The organism is Paraburkholderia sabiae (assembly GCF_030412785.1).
Classification (GTDB): domain Bacteria; phylum Pseudomonadota; class Gammaproteobacteria; order Burkholderiales; family Burkholderiaceae; genus Paraburkholderia; species Paraburkholderia sabiae.
In genome coordinates this window covers 350,875-366,447 of sequence record NZ_CP125298.1, presented here as the reverse complement: position 1 = coordinate 366,447, position 15,573 = coordinate 350,875, and the positions used below count along the sequence as shown (strand labels likewise).

The following is a 15,573-nucleotide window of genomic DNA, read 5'->3' as shown; positions in this document are numbered from 1 at the left end:
ATCCTGTGTGTGTGGATCCATTGGACACCTTGCGGTACCAACGAATGAAAGGGACTTCCCCGTCCCGTGGTTGCGGTGAAGCCGTAAATTAGCATCAACGTGCCGTGATGAAGTTTTGAACGTCCAACGAACACCAAGTTAAAGGGGAAGTCCATGCCCGTTGTCACCGTCGGAATCGATCTTGCCAAGGATGTCTTTGCCGTTCACGGAGTGGATGAAGGCGGCAAGGCCGTATTGATCAAACCGCGCGTCTCACGCAATCAACTGCTCACGCTGATCGCCCAGCTGCCGCCCTGTCTCATCGGCATGGAGGCATGCTCGGGAGCACATCACTGGGCGCGCATGTTCCAGCAGTACGGCCACACGGTGAAGCTGATGGCACCGAAACTCGTGGCGCCGTACCGGATGTCAGGCAAGCGTGGCAAGAACGACGCCGCCGATGCTGCGGCAATCTGTGAGGCAGTGACGCGCCCCAGCATGCGTTTCGTGCCGCTGAAGGACGAGCACCAGCAGGCGACACTCTGCCTGCATCGAACACGTCAGGGTTTCGTCGAGGAACGGACCGCGATCTATAACCGCATACGTGGCTTGCTCTCCGAATTCGGCGTGGTGCTACCGCAGAGTCCGGAACGCCTACGAAGAGATATACCCACCCATCTGGATGCATTGCCCGGCTGGGCCCGACGCTGCATCAGTGATCTGCTCGAACACGCCGGCAACATCGAAGCCCGGCTCGCCGAATACGACCGTGCAATTAGCGAAATCGCCCGAGACGATGAGCGAAGCCGACGGCTGATGCATCTGCGCGGCATTGGCCCGACCACTGCAAGCGCTTTGCTTGCGAGTCTCGGCGCCGGACATGACTTCAGAAACGGCCGCCAGGTGGCCGCATGGATCGGCCTCACGCCAAGCCAGTACAGCAGCGGAGGTAAAGAACGGCTCGGCGCCATCACGAAGACGGGAGATGCGTACCTCCGCAATCTGCTGATACTCGGTGCTCGCTCGGTGATGGCGAGTCTGGGCGACAAGCAGGACCGTTTCAGCCGCTGGGTGAGAAGTCTCGTCGAGCGTCGCGGCTACTGGCGCGCAGCCGTCGCCATCGCAGCGAAGAACGCGCGCATGGCGTGGGCGACTCTGAAATACGGGGACGCCTTCAAGGCCCTACCGGCGACCGCATGAACGGACACTACGTCCGATAGATAAGCATCTGGAGGCATCAAAGCAACCACGAGGGAATTGACGATCACTTTGCACTGCCAGCGGTGATGTGAAGCGGGTTGGACCCGCACAAGGCATACCTGTCAGAAGAACGGGGATTTCTGTCCCGCCCAAAGAATGAGGTCCTTGCGCGCGTCTTTCATCAGGGTCCGGGCCAACGGCCCAATATGACCGGTTGTAGTACAGCAGTCCTTCACCTTCTCACACGCGCCGAAACGGCATTGCAGCATGTATCGACATCGAACTTCGATTGCGCTTGTGCTCAATGGGGAAGCCCTTGTAGTTCTTCTGGGGTGGCCAAGCCACCAGGGCGGCAGGGCAACGCATCGCTCGCCGCTAGATCCAGATGGGTGTCTGGTGCGATTCCCATCGCAGCCGAACATTGAAGAACCCGGGCGCGACTCTGCAACCGCAGACAGAGAACACGAACATCATGGCCGGCGATTCGTGACGCCGTAAGCACTTCTTTGTTCCTTGACGCCGGTCCGCTAATGGGTGTCGATATTGGAACATCTCGAACTTCCTCTTCAAGCTGTTAGCGCCGATGTGAAACTGACCCACCCGCCGAGGTAAACCTGACCCACCTGGGAGAGGATGGCGGCTTTTTGCCGCCGATGCTGACTCAGGAGCAAGCAGTGGAAATCAAGGTATTGGCAAGACGGGGAACGGCGGTACGGGAGATAGCGCGACAGACGGGCCTGTCACGCAACACGGTGCGTCGCTATCTGCGCGACGACCAGGCTGGCCGCTACAAGCAACGCGAGCCACGCCCGACGAAGCTCGAGCCGTTCAAGGACTACGTGCTTGAACGTGTTGCCGCCGCGCGCCCGCACTGGATTCCGGCGACAGTGCTGCATCGGGAACTGCAGGAAGCTGGCTACGAAGGGGGCATCAGCCAGCTCAAGGCGTTCCTGGCACCGTACAAGCGCCATGAAGCGGAGCCGGTGGTTCGGTTCGAGACACCGCCGGGCAAACAGATGCAGGCCGACTTCACGGTCATCCGTCGCGGCCGTGCGCCGTTGCTGGCGCTGGTGGCGACGCTTGGATACAGCCGCGCGAGCTTCGTGCGCTTTACCGCTGGCGAGGACGCCGCCACGCTGTGCGAGTGCCTGCGCGAAGCGTTCGTCTACTTCGGCGGCACACCCGAGCACGTGCTGTTCGATAACGCGAAGTCCGTGGTCATCGAGCGCGACGCGTTTGGTGAAGGCGAGCATCGATGGAACACCCAACTGCTTGCGGTGGCCGAGACCTACGGCTTCACGCCGAAGGTCTGCCGACCCTATCGGGCCAAGACCAAGGGGAAGGTTGAACGCTTTAACCGCTATCTGAAGGAGAGCTTCGTGGTGCCGCTCGCGGCCACGCTCAAGCAGTCAGGACTGAGGCTGGACGTCGAAGCCGCCAACGCGCGTATCGGCCGTTGGCTCGCGGAAGTCGCGAACGTGCGCGTGCACGCCACCACGCGTGAGCGTCCAGCTGCGCGGCTGGCACTCGAGCAGGAAGCGCTACTGCCACTGCCCACGCCAGTGGCGGCACCAAGGCCTGCGCCTTCGAAGTTGAGCCGGGTGCTGCCGCGAGAGAGCCTTCAGCATCCGCTTGCGGTGTATGACGCGCTGCTGGAGGTCGCCGCATGAATCTCCAGTACGAACGGATTGCCAGCCTGTGCAAACAGTTGAAGCTCGACCGCGTCGCCAGTGACTGGGGGGCGCTCGCGCAGCATACCGCCACGACCGATGCGAGTCTGGCGGACTTCCTTGAGCAACTGCTAAAGGCGGAACTGGGCGCACGTGAAGAGCGTAAGCGCCACACACTCACGCAACTCGCGTCGCTGCCTGCCATCAAGACCCTGGAGCAATATGACTTCTGCTTCGCCAGCGGTGCACCACGGGCACAAATACAGGAACTGGGAAGCCTGGCGTTCATCGAGCGGGCCGAGAACGTCGTGTTGCTCGGCCCGTCCGGGCACGAGACATAATGCTCACCTCCCTATGTCATTGAAGATCAATGGATAATTGATCTGGGTTATCTGATTGCGGATGGTCCGCAGCCCGTCGCGCCAGATAATTGTCGACGTCTACCTGCTGGATGATCCATGGCGCGCCCAGACAAGCCTGTGACGCCGGCAACCTCCCGACTCGAATCAGGCGGATGACGGTTGGCGCACTGATACCCAGCAGGGTCGCTACTTCTGTAACCGTCAGTTCGCGGCGCTCCTGCCGTTCGCCTTCGCGATATGCAGGGATTCGATGGTCCCTCCGCAGCGTGCAGATTCGCGCAGCGGTCCAGGTGTGGCCCTTCGCCGTCCGTTTGCCCAGTCGATTGATGACCGCCGCTACGCCTTGATCTGCCAACGTTCTCGCCAACGCGCGAACAATGTCTATCGTTGCGACATCGGTGGCCCAGCGATGCTCACCTGTGTGGCTCTTCTCGAACACGATCTCGGTGTGATCGCCTCCTTGCCAATGCACGAGTGCACGAATCGTGTCGTCCTGCTTTGTGGCAACGATCTCCTTGACGACCGTCCTAAGAATGCGTTTCTTGATCTCGACCGAACTGGCCGGGTGATGCCATAGCCGGGGCAGGTCTTCACCGAGTCGCAGAAGTTCATCGCGCGCGCCTACACTCAGCGCCCTCGATGACTGTTCGCGCAGGAGGTCCAGCTCGGTCTGTATTTGTGCCTGTGTCTTCAGCGTTTCATTCCACCGTCGCTCAAGTTCCGCCGCAACCAGCCGGTTCTCAGGATCAATCGCATCGTATTGCCGACGTGCTCGCGCAGCTTCATATCGTGCCTGTTCAAGCGCCAGCTCCTTGTGCCGCACGCGTTCGTCCTGCTCTGTTCGCGCACGCTCGATGGCCTCGAGTGATGCACGAATACCTAACGGTTGAAGCTGGCGCAAAACTTCTTCAGTAACGCGTTGATCAACACGAACCGCACCAAACGAAATGCAGCGCGGGCCACCATGGTTGATCATGCTGCCCTGACAGTTGTACCGCGCGACGGTGCCTTTGGTGCCGGAATACGCAACGTGCAGCTTGCGCCCGCAGTGACCGCAACGAAGCAGTCCCGCCAGAAGCGAGCTCCCGCGCTTGACAGCGCCGCGGACCATGTTGCCCTTCATGTTCGCGTTATGGGTAATCAATTTGCGATTCGCCTCATACTCGTCCCAGCTAATGTAGCCCGCGTGGTGCTCGATGATCAAGGCCTGCCATTCCTCGCGCTGGAGGGGGTTGCCCGCAAACACTCGCTTGCGTCCGTTCACAATGCGAGCAATAGTCCGGGTCTTGCCAAACGCGTATGCGCCGCCATACGTCGGATTCGTCAGGATGTGCAGAAGGGTGTTATAGACGGGAAGCTTCCATACAATGTGGCGCCCGTCCGGGCCGTAGTTCACCGCGGGCAGCTCAATGCATTCCTGTCGAATCCATAGAAGCACCTGCCTGACGCTACCAAACTCGCGAAACTTCCGGAACGCCAGATCGAGCGCTTCCCGGACGCGGGCGTCAGGATCCATCTCGATACGGTTTCCTTGTGCACGCACATAACCGATTGGCACCGACGTGAACAGTTCACCGCGTTTGGCTTTCTGATCAAGAGCCGCCTGTGAGCGTTGGCGAAACGTCGAAAGCTCCATCTCGGAAAGCGTGCCCTTCATGCCTAATAGAAGGCGATCGTTAGGCTGTCTCGGATCGTAAATTCCATCTTCGTCAATCAGCAGGCATCCTACAAGACGACAGAATTCCAGAAGCGTGTGCCAGTCACGACCATTGCGCGCGAGACGTGACGCTTCGATGCAGAATACGGCACCCACTTCGCCGCTGCACAGTGCCACCAACAGGCGCTCGAATCCAGGACGATGATTGCCAGAGCCGGAGCGACCCAGGTCGTCATCGATAACCGTCGCATCTGGCCAGCCAAGTCCGCGTGCGCGATCGGCAAGCCCGTATTGGCGTAACTGGCTCTCGCGATTGTGGTGGACCTGATCCAGCGTTGACTGACGGACGTACACGTATGCACGACGGGAAAGGTGTTCAGCGCCGATCTTGCTCATCACGCGCCTCCGCTTCGATGACGTCGATCAACGCGAACATCAGCAGCGCCAGTTGCGTCACCAGCTCGGCTTGAATCTCCTCTGATACTAACGCCTCCGGCACGGTTTCCTCGAACAGATCCTTCTGCCTCGTCATCTGGTTGCGCATCTTTGCCTCCCTCAGGTGTTACCGCCGCAAAGCACGATAACGCCGTGTCGACCAGGCGCAGAAGTTCAATCAGCACCGCATGAGGCAATTCCGGCTGGACGACGACAGACATGCGGGCAGCATCCTCGTCTGTCATCCACGGCGGAAGATGCGTCAGAGTGCCATCGGGCTGCCGGATAGTCAGATACGACTCGCCCCGGTAATTGGTCATCCCGATGACGGTTATCCGTTCACCGCAGCGAGGGTGAAACGGATAGCGGATGATCACATCATCGCAATGACGATGGGCAGTGTGTAGCGGGTTCGTCGGGAGTTGGCAAGACACACCTCGCGAGTGCACTGGCCTATCGGGCAACACAGGCCGGCATCAAGACGCGTTTCATCACGGCGGCGGACCTGATGATGCAACTGGCGACGGCGAACCAGCAAAATCGATTGCGGGAGTTCTTCAATCGGGCGGTCGTCGGGCCGCGGCTCCTCGTCATCGACGAAATCGGCTATCTGCCGTTCGGGCGCGAGGAAGCGAACCTGTTCTTCAATGTCGTCGCCAAACGCTACGAGCGCGGCTCTATCGTGTTGACGAGCAATCTTCCGTTCACACAGTGGGCCACAGCGTTCGCCGACGACCAGACGCTCACCGCTGCCATGCTCGACCGGCTTCTGCATCACGCCCATATCGTGCAAATCAGTGGTGAGAGCTACCGGCTGAAAGACAAGCGCAAAGCAGGACAAACAGGAACGCGGGCAGGCGCGAAAGCAGCCGCGTGACACAGGGCCCGGGTGGGTCAGATTTACTTCGACGAATCGCCGAAAGGCGGGTCAGAATTCAATCGGCGTTGACATCAAGCCACCCGCCTGAAGCAAATGCGTGCCGGGAGGGTAGCGGATGGCGAAGTTCGAGTGCCCGACTCAGACGCCAGTGGCGCCTTTACGGCGAAAATCTACTGGCGCCTAAACGCCGAAAAGTCCCTGGCGCCTTTATGCCGAAAACGGTTTGGCTCCTTAACGGCGAAAGTTCACACGGGTTGATTTCCTGCCGCTACCCGTGCAAACCGAGCGCGCGCTGGCCAACTACGTGCGCTATGGTCGAGGTAAAACTGCCAGCGGGGCGCTTTTCGTGCGACATCGTGCTCCGTTCGATCGCCCGGTCACCTCAGCTGTCGTATGCAGTGTGGCTAGACGGGCCTACGCCCATGCGGATGGCCAAGTACGGCAACGGGAACGCACTTGCTGCGCCATTCGGTCGCCAGCCGCATGCTCAGCAACGGAGCATCTTTGAAGGATATCGCGGACGTTTTACGTCATCGCAGCCTCGATACCACCGTCCTCTATTCGAAGATTGATTTCGAGAAACTGATAGCAATCGCGGCGCCCTGGCCGGACCGCATATCATGAGCCACTCAGCTCTTTGACCAGCGGCGTTCATGACTATCTACGTATCAAGCTACAACTGGGATTCGAGTTGCGATCTCAACGAACCCAGTTGCTCGCGTTTTCCAGCTTTGCCGAAGGTTGCGGTCATCGGGGTCCGGTCACGCTGGATCTCGTGCTGCGCTGGGCAAGCGATGCCCTAGACCGTCCTATCACTGCAGCGAAACGAGTCGAAGTGCTTCGCCCATTCGTCCGGTACCTCCAGCAATACGACACAGCATTTTAGCAACCCCCATCCGGACAAAGCCGTCTGCTTGATCCACGGTGACGCCACTGGCAATAGCCGCTGGGTGATACATCAAGCATTCGGCACAGGCGACTGACACTGTACTGGTCGCGGTAGGTCTCGGTCCAGGCGTTGGACTAATGGGACTTTCCTAAAAGCCCTTGGCTGCCGAAGGGGGAGCGTTATGGTGCGTTCGTAGGAAAACTGGAAAGCGATCTTGAGACGCGGCAGAGCCGGTGTTCACTACATTACTCAATGATCGTTCAGTGTCACCCGTGGCTTCAGCCACTTCAGTCAAAATTATCAAAAAAACCTCTTCTGCAAACTAAAATGCGATCGCCCTACGTTTTATAAAATGCAATCGCATTATAACTACCATGATTGCGTTATTGGATTGGCAACGAATTGCATAGATTTATTATGACAATAACGGACCAGGATATTCATAAGACCATAATATTATTGATTTGTAACATATAGGATACAACTGGGCCGACCGCTGTCGCGACGGGGCTTAGGCTTATTTCTTGAAGTAGTAAAGCACTCATATAGGTGCGGACAAACACAAAGACATAAAAAACAACGTAAGAAAGGGGGAAGACAATCTCAATCCATGCCAAGCCCAGCATCAACTGTAAGGGCGCTTTCTCTGCCCCCTTAATCAGGTATCACGGGCGTGTTCGCGATGATGTCAAATGTTAAAGGGCGCGAGCGATAGTAAACACAACCGTCTTCACCCATGTAATCGGTCACCGGAATAGTCAGGACGTGTTCGATATCATCTGCGTCGACCTCAGAGCATCCCATGCGGTGGTATTCAGCTACTATCTTGTTCTTGGTGGACCTGGCGTCAGTTGGCGCAATATCCAGCGCCACAAACTTCTTCATGCCGTCTCGCCAAAAACACATCCAGTCTGGAACACTGGTAAGGCCACCATTAACCGCACAGGCATCTGCGCGAGATTTCGGCAGATAGATGTATGCCAGTTCTGCGGAATCTCCATCCATTTGAATGCATTCTAGTTGGCCGGCAGACAGTGGACTGTTAATGCACGGGTTGTCTTCGAACTCTTCTAATACGTCTTCATCGAAGTCGCAGCCTGCATCGCGCACCCTTGTGACCCAAAATTTCTGTAGCCGTTCTAGTGTCTTCAGATAGTCGTCGTTGTAATCCTTCACCTCCTGCCGGATATGGGAAGATATCAAGCCTGTCCGATGCGTTCGGGCTTGCCAGACAGGGCGTTGATATGGCGGTACCTCTGCCATTAGGAGTTTGTTTGATATTGCCTCTGGATCTGTTACGCGAATGTCATGCCTTTATACAAAACGGATGGGATGCTTGACGTCATTGCGTTCGGGGATTTCGTAATATTTTATACCTCCGTGTAATGCGTTGTTGGCCTTTCGGTGCCAGATAATAACACCGACCTCTTCCATGGCTCAGTTGGCCATATTCGGCTGCCCTTTCAATTTTTGTGATTGATAATAACGTGATCCTTTGAAAATTTCATTTTCAAAGGAAGCTGTATTTTGGCAATTCGAGCTGCATAGACAAGTCATCCCTGAATGGGACGTTTTTTTTGGGGTTTGATCGGATTTGGCCGACGCTGTGCTCGGATCTATAGGAGCAAACAGCAACAGGAAGCAGAGCGCAATGAGCCCCAGTTGCTGACGCTCGTCCGTAGATATCTGTGGCGCATTCCGAGAGGGTTCATTTTACTAGCTTCTGACTGGCGCTCTTTGTAGGGGGCAGGTCAGTGCCGCTGGTCACGCTGCGTATTTCGCACCAAGCCGGACACTGATTTGGCAGCAAGCTGGACAGACAGCGATTTCACACGAAGCTGGACAGTAACGCTCTGATGTAGCGACGCGGGTCAACCGTGGCACGCTCGACGATTTCGTCGAGAGGCCACATGGCATATCCGTATCCGTCAGCGCAACCCGTCTTGAGTCTCGGGGTTCCCGATGCGAAAGTTCCGCCATCGTAGTGATTGGAGTGATGCAATGGACGGCGATGCGATCGACCGAGATGCTGCGCGAACGGGCTCACGGCGCCCCCGCCAGGGCGAGGCGTTCTGGCGGGAGATGGTCGTGACATGGAAGGCGAGCGGCGTTGGTACTCGGCGCTTCTGTCGCGAGCAAGGCCATGCCGTCAGCACTTTCCGGTTGTGGCGCAAGAAGTTTGCGGGCGAGACACCTTCCACAACGAGTCCGCTGGCCGTGACGGCGGATGCCCCCGGCGTCAGAATAGATGTCATGTTGTTTGATTCTTAGACATGGTCCGGGGGCGGTAGAATCGGGATGAATGAAAGCCTACCCATAAGAAAGAAAAGAAGCCCTCGTGCGTCGCATGATGCCGCCGGAGAATGCGCCGGTGTCGGCGCTAGCACGAGAAACGGGGATTACCGAACAGACGTTGTACACGTGGCGCCGACAGGCGAAAGGACAAGGGCTGGCAGTGCCTCGACGGGAAGAACCCCGAAGGATGGTCTTCGGAAGACAAGTTTGCCGTAGTGCCGGAAGCCGCCCCGCTCAACGCAGCGGAGCTGGCCGAGTATTGTCGTCGCAAAGGTCTATACCCCGAGCAGATCGCGGCGTGGCGGGCTGCCTGCCAGGCCGCCAACGCGAATGCTGCCGAGCAGGCGCGCGAGCAGCGTCACCAGTCCAAAGAGGACAAGCAGCGCATCGAGCAGCTCGTGGGCCCCGAAGGTAGGGTCGAGAACTGTCGCACGCACCGGTAGGCGCCGGTGGTGATTCCACCGCTTTCGCGATGGCCCGCAATCCGGCAACCATGGTCACGTTTCCAGCTCCCGCCACGTCGAACGCAGCGGGCCGATTTCCGGCACTACGCTCTCCTGTTTGCTTCATGTCAAGATTTATGGGACCTATCATGCTGGGCGCGCTTTCGGTGCGGCAGCACGACGAACACGATAGCCGTTGAAGAGCTTCAGTTCCTCGTACAACCAGCGCCTACTCCACCGCTTCCAGCCGAAGCCCCGTCGATTCTGGGAGCGCCCCATGTGGCGCCGGATCTTCTTTTCTACCCAGTCTTTGATGAAGCTGAAGCACTCGCTGGAATGTCCAACAGCGAAGTAATTCACCCAACCGCGTAACACCGGATTGATCAGTTCTACCACCCGATCTACCGGCTGCGACTGGTATCGCCGAAACCCCTCCTTGAGCTTGCGCAATAACGCCGTGCGCTTCTTCAGTTTTGGCGTATAGTGCGCCCGCCACCGCCCGCCACCGCCCGCCACCGCCCGCCAGTGCCGCTCTGTCGCGGCACCAGCCCTAGGAATGCAGCGGCTGCGCTCGCGCTAAGCGGTCCGACACCGGGGATCGCCATGAGGCGCTTAGAGGGTGTTAGGCACTTCTGCTGAAGGTTGCAAAGTGGACAAGCATAAGCGCGGAGAATACGACGAAGTGCAAGCCGGCCAGAGTTTCGGGTAATCGCTCGTAGTCTCTTGCCAGTCGGCGGAAGCGGTTGAGCCAGCCGAAGCTGCGCTCGACCACCCAGCGGCGCGGCAACAGCACAAAGCCCTTTTTCGCCTCTGGCAACTTGATGACCTGAAGTTCAACCCCTTCGTCAAGCGCCGCCTGCGCGGGCTCTTCGCCGGTATATCCCTGATCCGCGAACGCCACCTTGACCGTCTGGCCTGTTGCCTGCTGAACCTGACGCGCCAGTTCTCCAACCTGCGCGCGCTCCTGCTCGTTGGCCGGCGTCACATGCACCGCGAGAAGTTGTCCCAACGTGTCCACCGCCATATGTACCTTGCTGCCTTTCTTGCGTTTGTACCCGTCGTAGCCTGCACGTGCACCCCTTTCGCACGTCGACTGCAGCGTACGGCCATCGAGGATGACCGCGCTGGGTTGACCACGGCGGTCCTGGGCGACCCGGATGATCGACCGCAAATCGCTCACCATGGCCTCGAAGCAGCCCGCCTGAATCCAGCGTTGCGTCTGCTGGTAGACCAGTTCCCACGGCGGAAAATCATTGGGCAACAAACGCCATGGGGCTCCCGCACGTACGATCCAGCGCAGCGCGTTGAACATCTCGCGCAGTTCGTAGCGGCGCTGCGGTGCGTCCTTGTTCATCAAGGTCAGGTACGGAGCGGCGAAGTACCACTCTTCATCCGATACATCCGTTGGGTAGGGCCTGCGTTTTTTCATTCCGCCAGGGTGATATGACTTCCCATGTCAATTGGATCGGTTTTGTGTTTTTGATATTGAATTTCCTGAGGGCGACGTAGCAGTAAATCTCGACGGTGGATCAAGCTGATATCCGCGGGTTGTTGGCTACCGCATTACAGATATCCGCCCAATGAGCCTTCCGCTACCTACCACCGCAAGTCGGATGAAGATCCGTTGCCTACCCTGGTCGCGGGTTACTCGTGTGCCGGGCTACGTCGCCTTCAGGAAACTCCTTCGCATGTCGTTACGTTGGATGCGGTCGCGTAGCATTGCTGTAGATCATGGCATCTGTGTCTGGCGCGGTATGGCCAGCGACAAGGAGAGCCGGCAGATGTCCCAGATGAATCCGCTGAGTTCACGGGCAACTGCGACTACGGCGATATTCTTCTGCTTGCCGCGCGCGACGAGTTTGCGATAGCGTCGGCACAAGCGTACCTGTGCGTCCCAGGCTCGATCCACAATCGGTTTGGGCAGGCCTTCGTGGCGACGCTGGATATCGGGACTCACGCGTGCAGGGTGCCGGTAGCTCCATGCGGCTTCTACCAGCAGCTTTCTTGCATAACTGTTGCCGCTTTTCGTGATGCTGCCCTGACGGCGCTTGCCACCCGATGAGTGCTCAGATGGCGTGACGCCCAGCCACGCCATCAACTGGCGTGGGTGCACGAAGCGCGAGAGATCTCCCAGCTCAGCGAGCATGCCCACTGCCGTGGTGAACTGGACACCGCGCATTGCCTGCAGGCCCAGTACGGCCGGATAGAAGCGCCAGTTGGTGACCGCTTCACGCAGCGCGGATTCCAGCCGGTCACATTGTGCGAGCCGGTCCTCAATCGCGCGACGCAGCTCTTCAAACGCGAACTGCTGCCATGCACTGTCGAAGCTATATGCGCCCAGCCAGCGCCGGTGCGCTGGCCCCCAGTCGGCAGAACGGGGGTAACGCACGCTGTGCGAGAGCAGAAAGGCTTTTACCCGTTGCCGTGCCCGCTTCAGGTCGTCTTTGGCAATCACCCATGCGCGGGCCAGATCCCGGAATGCTTCATCGTCGACGCTGGGGACGTAGACGGCCGACAGGTCGCCGGCACGCAGCGATCGGACGAGCTTGACGGCATCGCGTCTGTCAGTCTTGATGTGCTCCCCTGGCTTGCGGGGAATCAGCGACGGTGCACACACCATGCACTCGAATCCCTTCTGGATGAGCTGCCGGTAAAGCCCGTATCCACAGGGGCCTGCCTCATAGACGACGCGTATGTGGCGCGCCTTGGATTGCAGTCGCTTGCACAAACGCTCAATGTCGGCCTGCGTAGTACCGATCTTGCCGAGCAATTCAACCTCGCCCGCTCCGATGGCATACGCGACCGTGATCGAGTCCTTATGGACATCGAGACCCACGTAAAGAGTGCTATCGTGTTCCATGCTGGCCTCGGCGTCGGAAATCGCCGGGTGCGGCACGTCCGCACCGTGCGGCTCTGACAGCAATGCTAACCCGCGTTTGATTTCGTTGCGGCAGGCCAGCCTCTGTCTCGCAGGAAGTCATACTGCCTACCAGGCCTAGCTCAAAGTTCCTAACACCCTCTAAGGTCGGGGCGTCCTCAGTCGGAACGTCGAGAAGTGTTCCTCACATTGAATGTGCCGTTCCGACCTTTCTGTGAGACTGCTAACCTGTATCACATCGTCGAGTATTGGAAGGCCCTCGCCGGAATTCATTTTCGGGCTCCACAACGCCATGGTTTGCACTCGCTCGCCACACACTCGCGACACGGCTGCTCCATGAACAGACGCCGTTTCAAGTCATCGGCGACATCCTGGGGCATGCGGCGTCGACGTCGACGTTGATCTACGCAGAGCCGACGTGGAAACCCTACGCACTGCCGCGCTGAACACCGAAGAGGTGCGCCATGTCGAGTAGATCATTCAACGCGCAGTTCCGAAGTCCTGTCGGCTCACTCATGGAACAGTTTGTTCAGGAGAAGCGGGCGTGTGGTTACCGCTATGATGAGGCCGCTCGCTTGCTGGCTCGCATTGATCGCTTCCTGAGCGATGAAGCACTATCGGAATGCGAGCTGCCGCGCTCCATCAGCCGCAAGTGGCTTTCCAAACAACCCCACGAGCGCAGGGGCACCCACTATCATCGTATCTGCGCGGTTCGCCAATTCGCCCTGTTCATGTGCCGGTTGGGATATCCTGCCGATGTGCCGGACCGATCGCTGCTGGTAAAGTACGACGACGGTTTCTCACCACGCATTCTGACCCACGCCGAGATCAGCCGGTTGTTCGACGCGGTCGACCAGCTGACACCGACTGCACGCGCTCCAATGCGGCATCTCGTCATGCCGGAAGTGTTCCGGCTACTGTATGGCTGCGGCCTGCGACTTGGCGAGGTGCTGCATCTGCGCGTAGCCGATGTGGACCTCGAACGGGGGATCCAGACGGTGCGTGATGGCAAATTTTCGAAGGACAGGCTCGTCCCACCAGCCTTGCCGCTGGTACAGCGCCTTCGAACCTACGCACAAGTCATGGGCGATCGCCCGTCCGATGCCTACTTCTTCTCCTCTCCATCCGGCGGCCCGTACAGCCTCTCAGCTGTGTATTGGGTATTCCGGGACCTGCCGCTGCGCTGTGGAATCGCGCATCCCGGTCGAGGCAAGGGGCCGCGCGTACACGATCTTCGTCACGCCTATGCCGTGCATGCGTTGCTTCGGTGGTGCCAGGAGGGAGCTGACCTCAATGCGAAGCTCCCGGTACTGGCGACCTACATGGGACATCAATCCCTTGCCGGAACGCAGACCTACCTGCATCTGATTGCCGAACTATTTCCGGAGATCACGGCACGTACTAACGCCGCCTTTGGGGATGTCATCCCGCGGAGGAATAAGTCATGAAACCAACGGATTTCTCAATGCTCGTGACCGGCTTCCTGACGCACCATCTGACTGCCCAGCGCAACCTGAGCCCCAACACGATCAAGGCTTATCGCGACGTCTTTACCCTGCTGCTGCGATTCTGTCGCGATGTGCGGGGAATCGCACTGGAGCGTCTGTCTCTGGCGCAAATCGACGTATCCCTGGTCGAGGCATTCCTTGATCACCTGACCAACGACCGGCACGTTTCGGTCCGCACGCAGAATCATCGCCTCGCTGCGTTGCACGCGTTCTTCCGCTACGTACAGTCGGAAGTACCCGAGCAACTGTCGCAATGCCAGCAGGTCCTCGCCATTCCGCTGCGGCGACAGCCGCGCCCCAGCGTCGGTTACCTCTCCAGGGAATACCTTGCTCAGCTTCTCGCTCAACCGGACCTACGTACGACTGAGGGCCGCCGGGACGCAGTGATGTTGAGCGTACTCTATGACACCGGTGCCCGGGTGCAGGAGTTGATTGACCTGAACGCCGGGGACGTGCGCCTGGATACTCCATCGCAGGTGCGGCTCATGGGAAAGGGGCGAAAGCTACGCGTCGTGCCGCTGATGGACTCGACAGTCGAACTGCTACGCCAGCATCGACGCGACAACAACCTCGATCCCCCTGAACACGCCGACAAACCACTCTTCCAGAACCGGCGCGGCACACGGTTATCGCGCTCGGGTGTGCGGTATCTCCTGCAGAAGTATGTGATTCCTGTACGACGAAGTCACCCCGACTTCACGCAGCGGGTAAGTCCGCACAGTCTGAGACACACAAAGGGAATGCACCTGCTGCAAAGTGGCGTGCCGCTCGAGATCATCCGCGACTTCCTCGGTCACGTCGATGTGAAGACAACCGAGATCTATGCTCGTGCAAATCTTGAGATGAAGCGCAAGGCTCTCGAGAAAGCCACCGACGGTACGTCGCTTCCAAAGATGCCGTCCTGGCAGCAGAACAAAACGCTGCTCGAGTGGCTGCATTCGCTGTAGGACTGCGGAGATTGAGCCCGCCGATTCTTGGCTGCGGGCCTTCCCATCCTGCCCAGCTTTTATGTAGAGTTTCTACGACAGGAGACCTTTGCTATCGGGGGCTGGATTCGACACTGCACATAAAAACTTTCGGCCGGTAATAGATCTGAGTAGTCTCGGAGGACTCGTGACCGAGCCAGAGCGCGATCACGGTCAGATCGACGCCGTGATGCATCAGGCTCATCGGGGCCGTCTGTCAACTATCTCTTGATAGAGATAGGCGGCATACCTCAGCGCTAACGGTCCTGCAGGCGACAAAAGACCTGCGAGAAGTCTCCCTATGGCTCGGTCATGCGAGCATGCAGACGACGGAAATGATGCAGCCAGGCATGCGTACGCTCGACAACCCAACGGACGTTTCCAAGGCCGCTGACGTCCGGGTGGCCATGAA

General features: G+C 58.6%; 13 protein-coding genes and 6 pseudogenes. 10 read left to right on the top strand and 9 right to left on the bottom strand.

The genetic code is table 11. The features are described from left to right. The first annotated feature begins 153 nt into the window (after positions 1–153). The 3 genes and pseudogenes from QEN71_RS44465 to QEN71_RS44455 all read left to right on the top strand — a co-directional run. Positions 154–1,179, top strand: a complete 1,026-nt coding sequence (locus tag QEN71_RS44465; RefSeq protein ID WP_201662725.1) for an IS110 family RNA-guided transposase — start codon at positions 154–156, stop codon at positions 1,177–1,179. A 653-nt stretch (positions 1,180–1,832) separates the two neighbouring features. Further along, entirely contained in the window at positions 1,833–2,849 is a 1,017-nt protein-coding gene (gene istA / locus QEN71_RS44460) for an IS21 family transposase (RefSeq protein ID WP_201662727.1), read from the top strand. Further along, a pseudogene (locus tag QEN71_RS44455) lies at positions 2,846–3,178 on the top strand (ATP-binding protein); the annotation flags it as partial. The gene istA and the pseudogene QEN71_RS44455, both read left to right, overlap by 4 nt. Positions 3,179–3,206: 28 nt before the next feature. Here the strand turns inward: QEN71_RS44455 and QEN71_RS44450 are convergent. After that, positions 3,207–5,264, bottom strand: coding sequence for a recombinase family protein (locus tag QEN71_RS44450; protein ID WP_290468325.1), 2,058 nt, complete (start codon positions 5,262–5,264; stop codon positions 3,207–3,209). Next, complete coding sequence (locus QEN71_RS44445; RefSeq protein WP_201662478.1) at positions 5,245–5,412, bottom strand: hypothetical protein; 168 nt, start codon at positions 5,410–5,412, stop codon at positions 5,245–5,247. The genes QEN71_RS44450 and QEN71_RS44445 overlap by 20 nt, the downstream gene beginning before the upstream one ends. Positions 5,413–5,712: 300 nt before the next feature. Here QEN71_RS44445 and QEN71_RS44440 point away from each other — a divergent pair. Next, positions 5,713–6,180, top strand: a pseudogene (locus QEN71_RS44440) (ATP-binding protein); the annotation flags it as partial. Between the two features lie 459 nt (positions 6,181–6,639). Next, entirely contained in the window at positions 6,640–6,807 is a 168-nt protein-coding gene (locus QEN71_RS44435; RefSeq protein WP_233472235.1) for a tyrosine-type recombinase/integrase, read from the top strand. A 282-nt stretch (positions 6,808–7,089) separates the two neighbouring features. Here the strand turns inward: QEN71_RS44435 and QEN71_RS44430 are convergent. Together QEN71_RS44430 and QEN71_RS44425 are read right to left on the bottom strand one after the other, a co-directional pair. Further along, a pseudogene (locus QEN71_RS44430) lies at positions 7,090–7,200 on the bottom strand (transposase); the annotation flags it as partial. A 526-nt stretch (positions 7,201–7,726) separates the two neighbouring features. Further along, the gene (locus QEN71_RS44425) at positions 7,727–8,248 is read right to left on the bottom strand and encodes a RolB family protein (RefSeq protein ID WP_201662799.1); all 522 of its coding nucleotides are present in this window, start codon (positions 8,246–8,248) and stop codon (positions 7,727–7,729) included. A gap of 786 nt (positions 8,249–9,034) precedes the next feature. Here QEN71_RS44425 and tnpA point away from each other — a divergent pair. Together tnpA and QEN71_RS44415 are read left to right on the top strand one after the other, a co-directional pair. Next, positions 9,035–9,343, top strand: coding sequence for an IS66 family insertion sequence element accessory protein TnpA (tnpA, locus tag QEN71_RS44960; protein ID WP_407675481.1), 309 nt, complete (start codon positions 9,035–9,037; stop codon positions 9,341–9,343). Between the two features lie 76 nt (positions 9,344–9,419). After that, positions 9,420–9,765: pseudogene (locus tag QEN71_RS44415) on the top strand (transposase); the annotation flags it as partial. A 192-nt stretch (positions 9,766–9,957) separates the two neighbouring features. On the opposite strand, the gene QEN71_RS44410 reads toward QEN71_RS44415, so the two are convergent. The 3 genes from QEN71_RS44410 to QEN71_RS44400 all read right to left on the bottom strand — a co-directional run bounded on the left by QEN71_RS44410 (position 9,958) and on the right by QEN71_RS44400 (position 12,670). After that, complete coding sequence (locus tag QEN71_RS44410; protein WP_233472237.1) at positions 9,958–10,326, bottom strand: group II intron maturase-specific domain-containing protein; 369 nt, start codon at positions 10,324–10,326, stop codon at positions 9,958–9,960. 106 nt (positions 10,327–10,432) lie between these two features. After that, on the bottom strand, positions 10,433–11,239 hold the full coding sequence (locus tag QEN71_RS44405; RefSeq protein ID WP_290468324.1) for an IS5 family transposase: 807 nt from the start codon (positions 11,237–11,239) through the stop codon (positions 10,433–10,435). A gap of 300 nt (positions 11,240–11,539) precedes the next feature. Further along, complete coding sequence (locus tag QEN71_RS44400; protein ID WP_290468323.1) at positions 11,540–12,670, bottom strand: IS110 family RNA-guided transposase; 1,131 nt, start codon at positions 12,668–12,670, stop codon at positions 11,540–11,542. Between the two features lie 266 nt (positions 12,671–12,936). Here QEN71_RS44400 and QEN71_RS44955 point away from each other — a divergent pair, with 266 nt between their 5' ends. The 3 genes from QEN71_RS44955 (at position 12,937) to QEN71_RS44390 (ending at position 15,143) form a co-directional block, all read left to right on the top strand. Then, positions 12,937–13,134 (top strand): tyrosine-type recombinase/integrase, encoded by a 198-nt coding sequence (locus tag QEN71_RS44955; protein WP_201662857.1) that lies wholly within the window; start codon positions 12,937–12,939, stop codon positions 13,132–13,134. 69 nt (positions 13,135–13,203) lie between these two features. Continuing rightward, on the top strand, positions 13,204–14,136 hold the full coding sequence (locus tag QEN71_RS44395) for a tyrosine-type recombinase/integrase (protein ID WP_233472241.1): 933 nt from the start codon (positions 13,204–13,206) through the stop codon (positions 14,134–14,136). After that, positions 14,133–15,143 (top strand): site-specific integrase, encoded by a 1,011-nt coding sequence (locus QEN71_RS44390; RefSeq protein WP_201662853.1) that lies wholly within the window; start codon positions 14,133–14,135, stop codon positions 15,141–15,143. Before QEN71_RS44395 ends, QEN71_RS44390 begins: the two co-directional genes overlap by 4 nt. A gap of 139 nt (positions 15,144–15,282) precedes the next feature. On the opposite strand, the pseudogene QEN71_RS45010 reads toward QEN71_RS44390, so the two are convergent. Then, positions 15,283–15,366 (bottom strand): annotated as a pseudogene (locus QEN71_RS45010) (tyrosine-type recombinase/integrase); the annotation flags it as partial. A 109-nt stretch (positions 15,367–15,475) separates the two neighbouring features. Next, positions 15,476–15,553: pseudogene (locus QEN71_RS44950) on the bottom strand (IS5/IS1182 family transposase); the annotation flags it as partial. Positions 15,554–15,573: the final 20 nt, after the last annotated feature.

Coding starts and splice junctions, on each gene's coding strand:
- QEN71_RS44465 (WP_201662725.1), top strand. CDS start 154: ATGCCCGTTGTCACCGTCGGAATCGATCTTGCCAAGGATGTCTTTGCC.
- istA (WP_201662727.1), top strand. CDS start 1,833: ATGCTGACTCAGGAGCAAGCAGTGGAAATCAAGGTATTGGCAAGACGG.
- QEN71_RS44450 (WP_290468325.1), bottom strand. CDS start 5,264: ATGAGCAAGATCGGCGCTGAACACCTTTCCCGTCGTGCATACGTGTAC.
- QEN71_RS44445 (WP_201662478.1), bottom strand. CDS start 5,412: ATGCGCAACCAGATGACGAGGCAGAAGGATCTGTTCGAGGAAACCGTG.
- tnpA (WP_407675481.1), top strand. CDS start 9,035: ATGCGAAAGTTCCGCCATCGTAGTGATTGGAGTGATGCAATGGACGGC.
- QEN71_RS44405 (WP_290468324.1), bottom strand. CDS start 11,239: ATGAAAAAACGCAGGCCCTACCCAACGGATGTATCGGATGAAGAGTGG.
- QEN71_RS44400 (WP_290468323.1), bottom strand. CDS start 12,670: ATGGAACACGATAGCACTCTTTACGTGGGTCTCGATGTCCATAAGGAC.
- QEN71_RS44395 (WP_233472241.1), top strand. CDS start 13,204: ATGGAACAGTTTGTTCAGGAGAAGCGGGCGTGTGGTTACCGCTATGAT.
- QEN71_RS44390 (WP_201662853.1), top strand. CDS start 14,133: ATGAAACCAACGGATTTCTCAATGCTCGTGACCGGCTTCCTGACGCAC.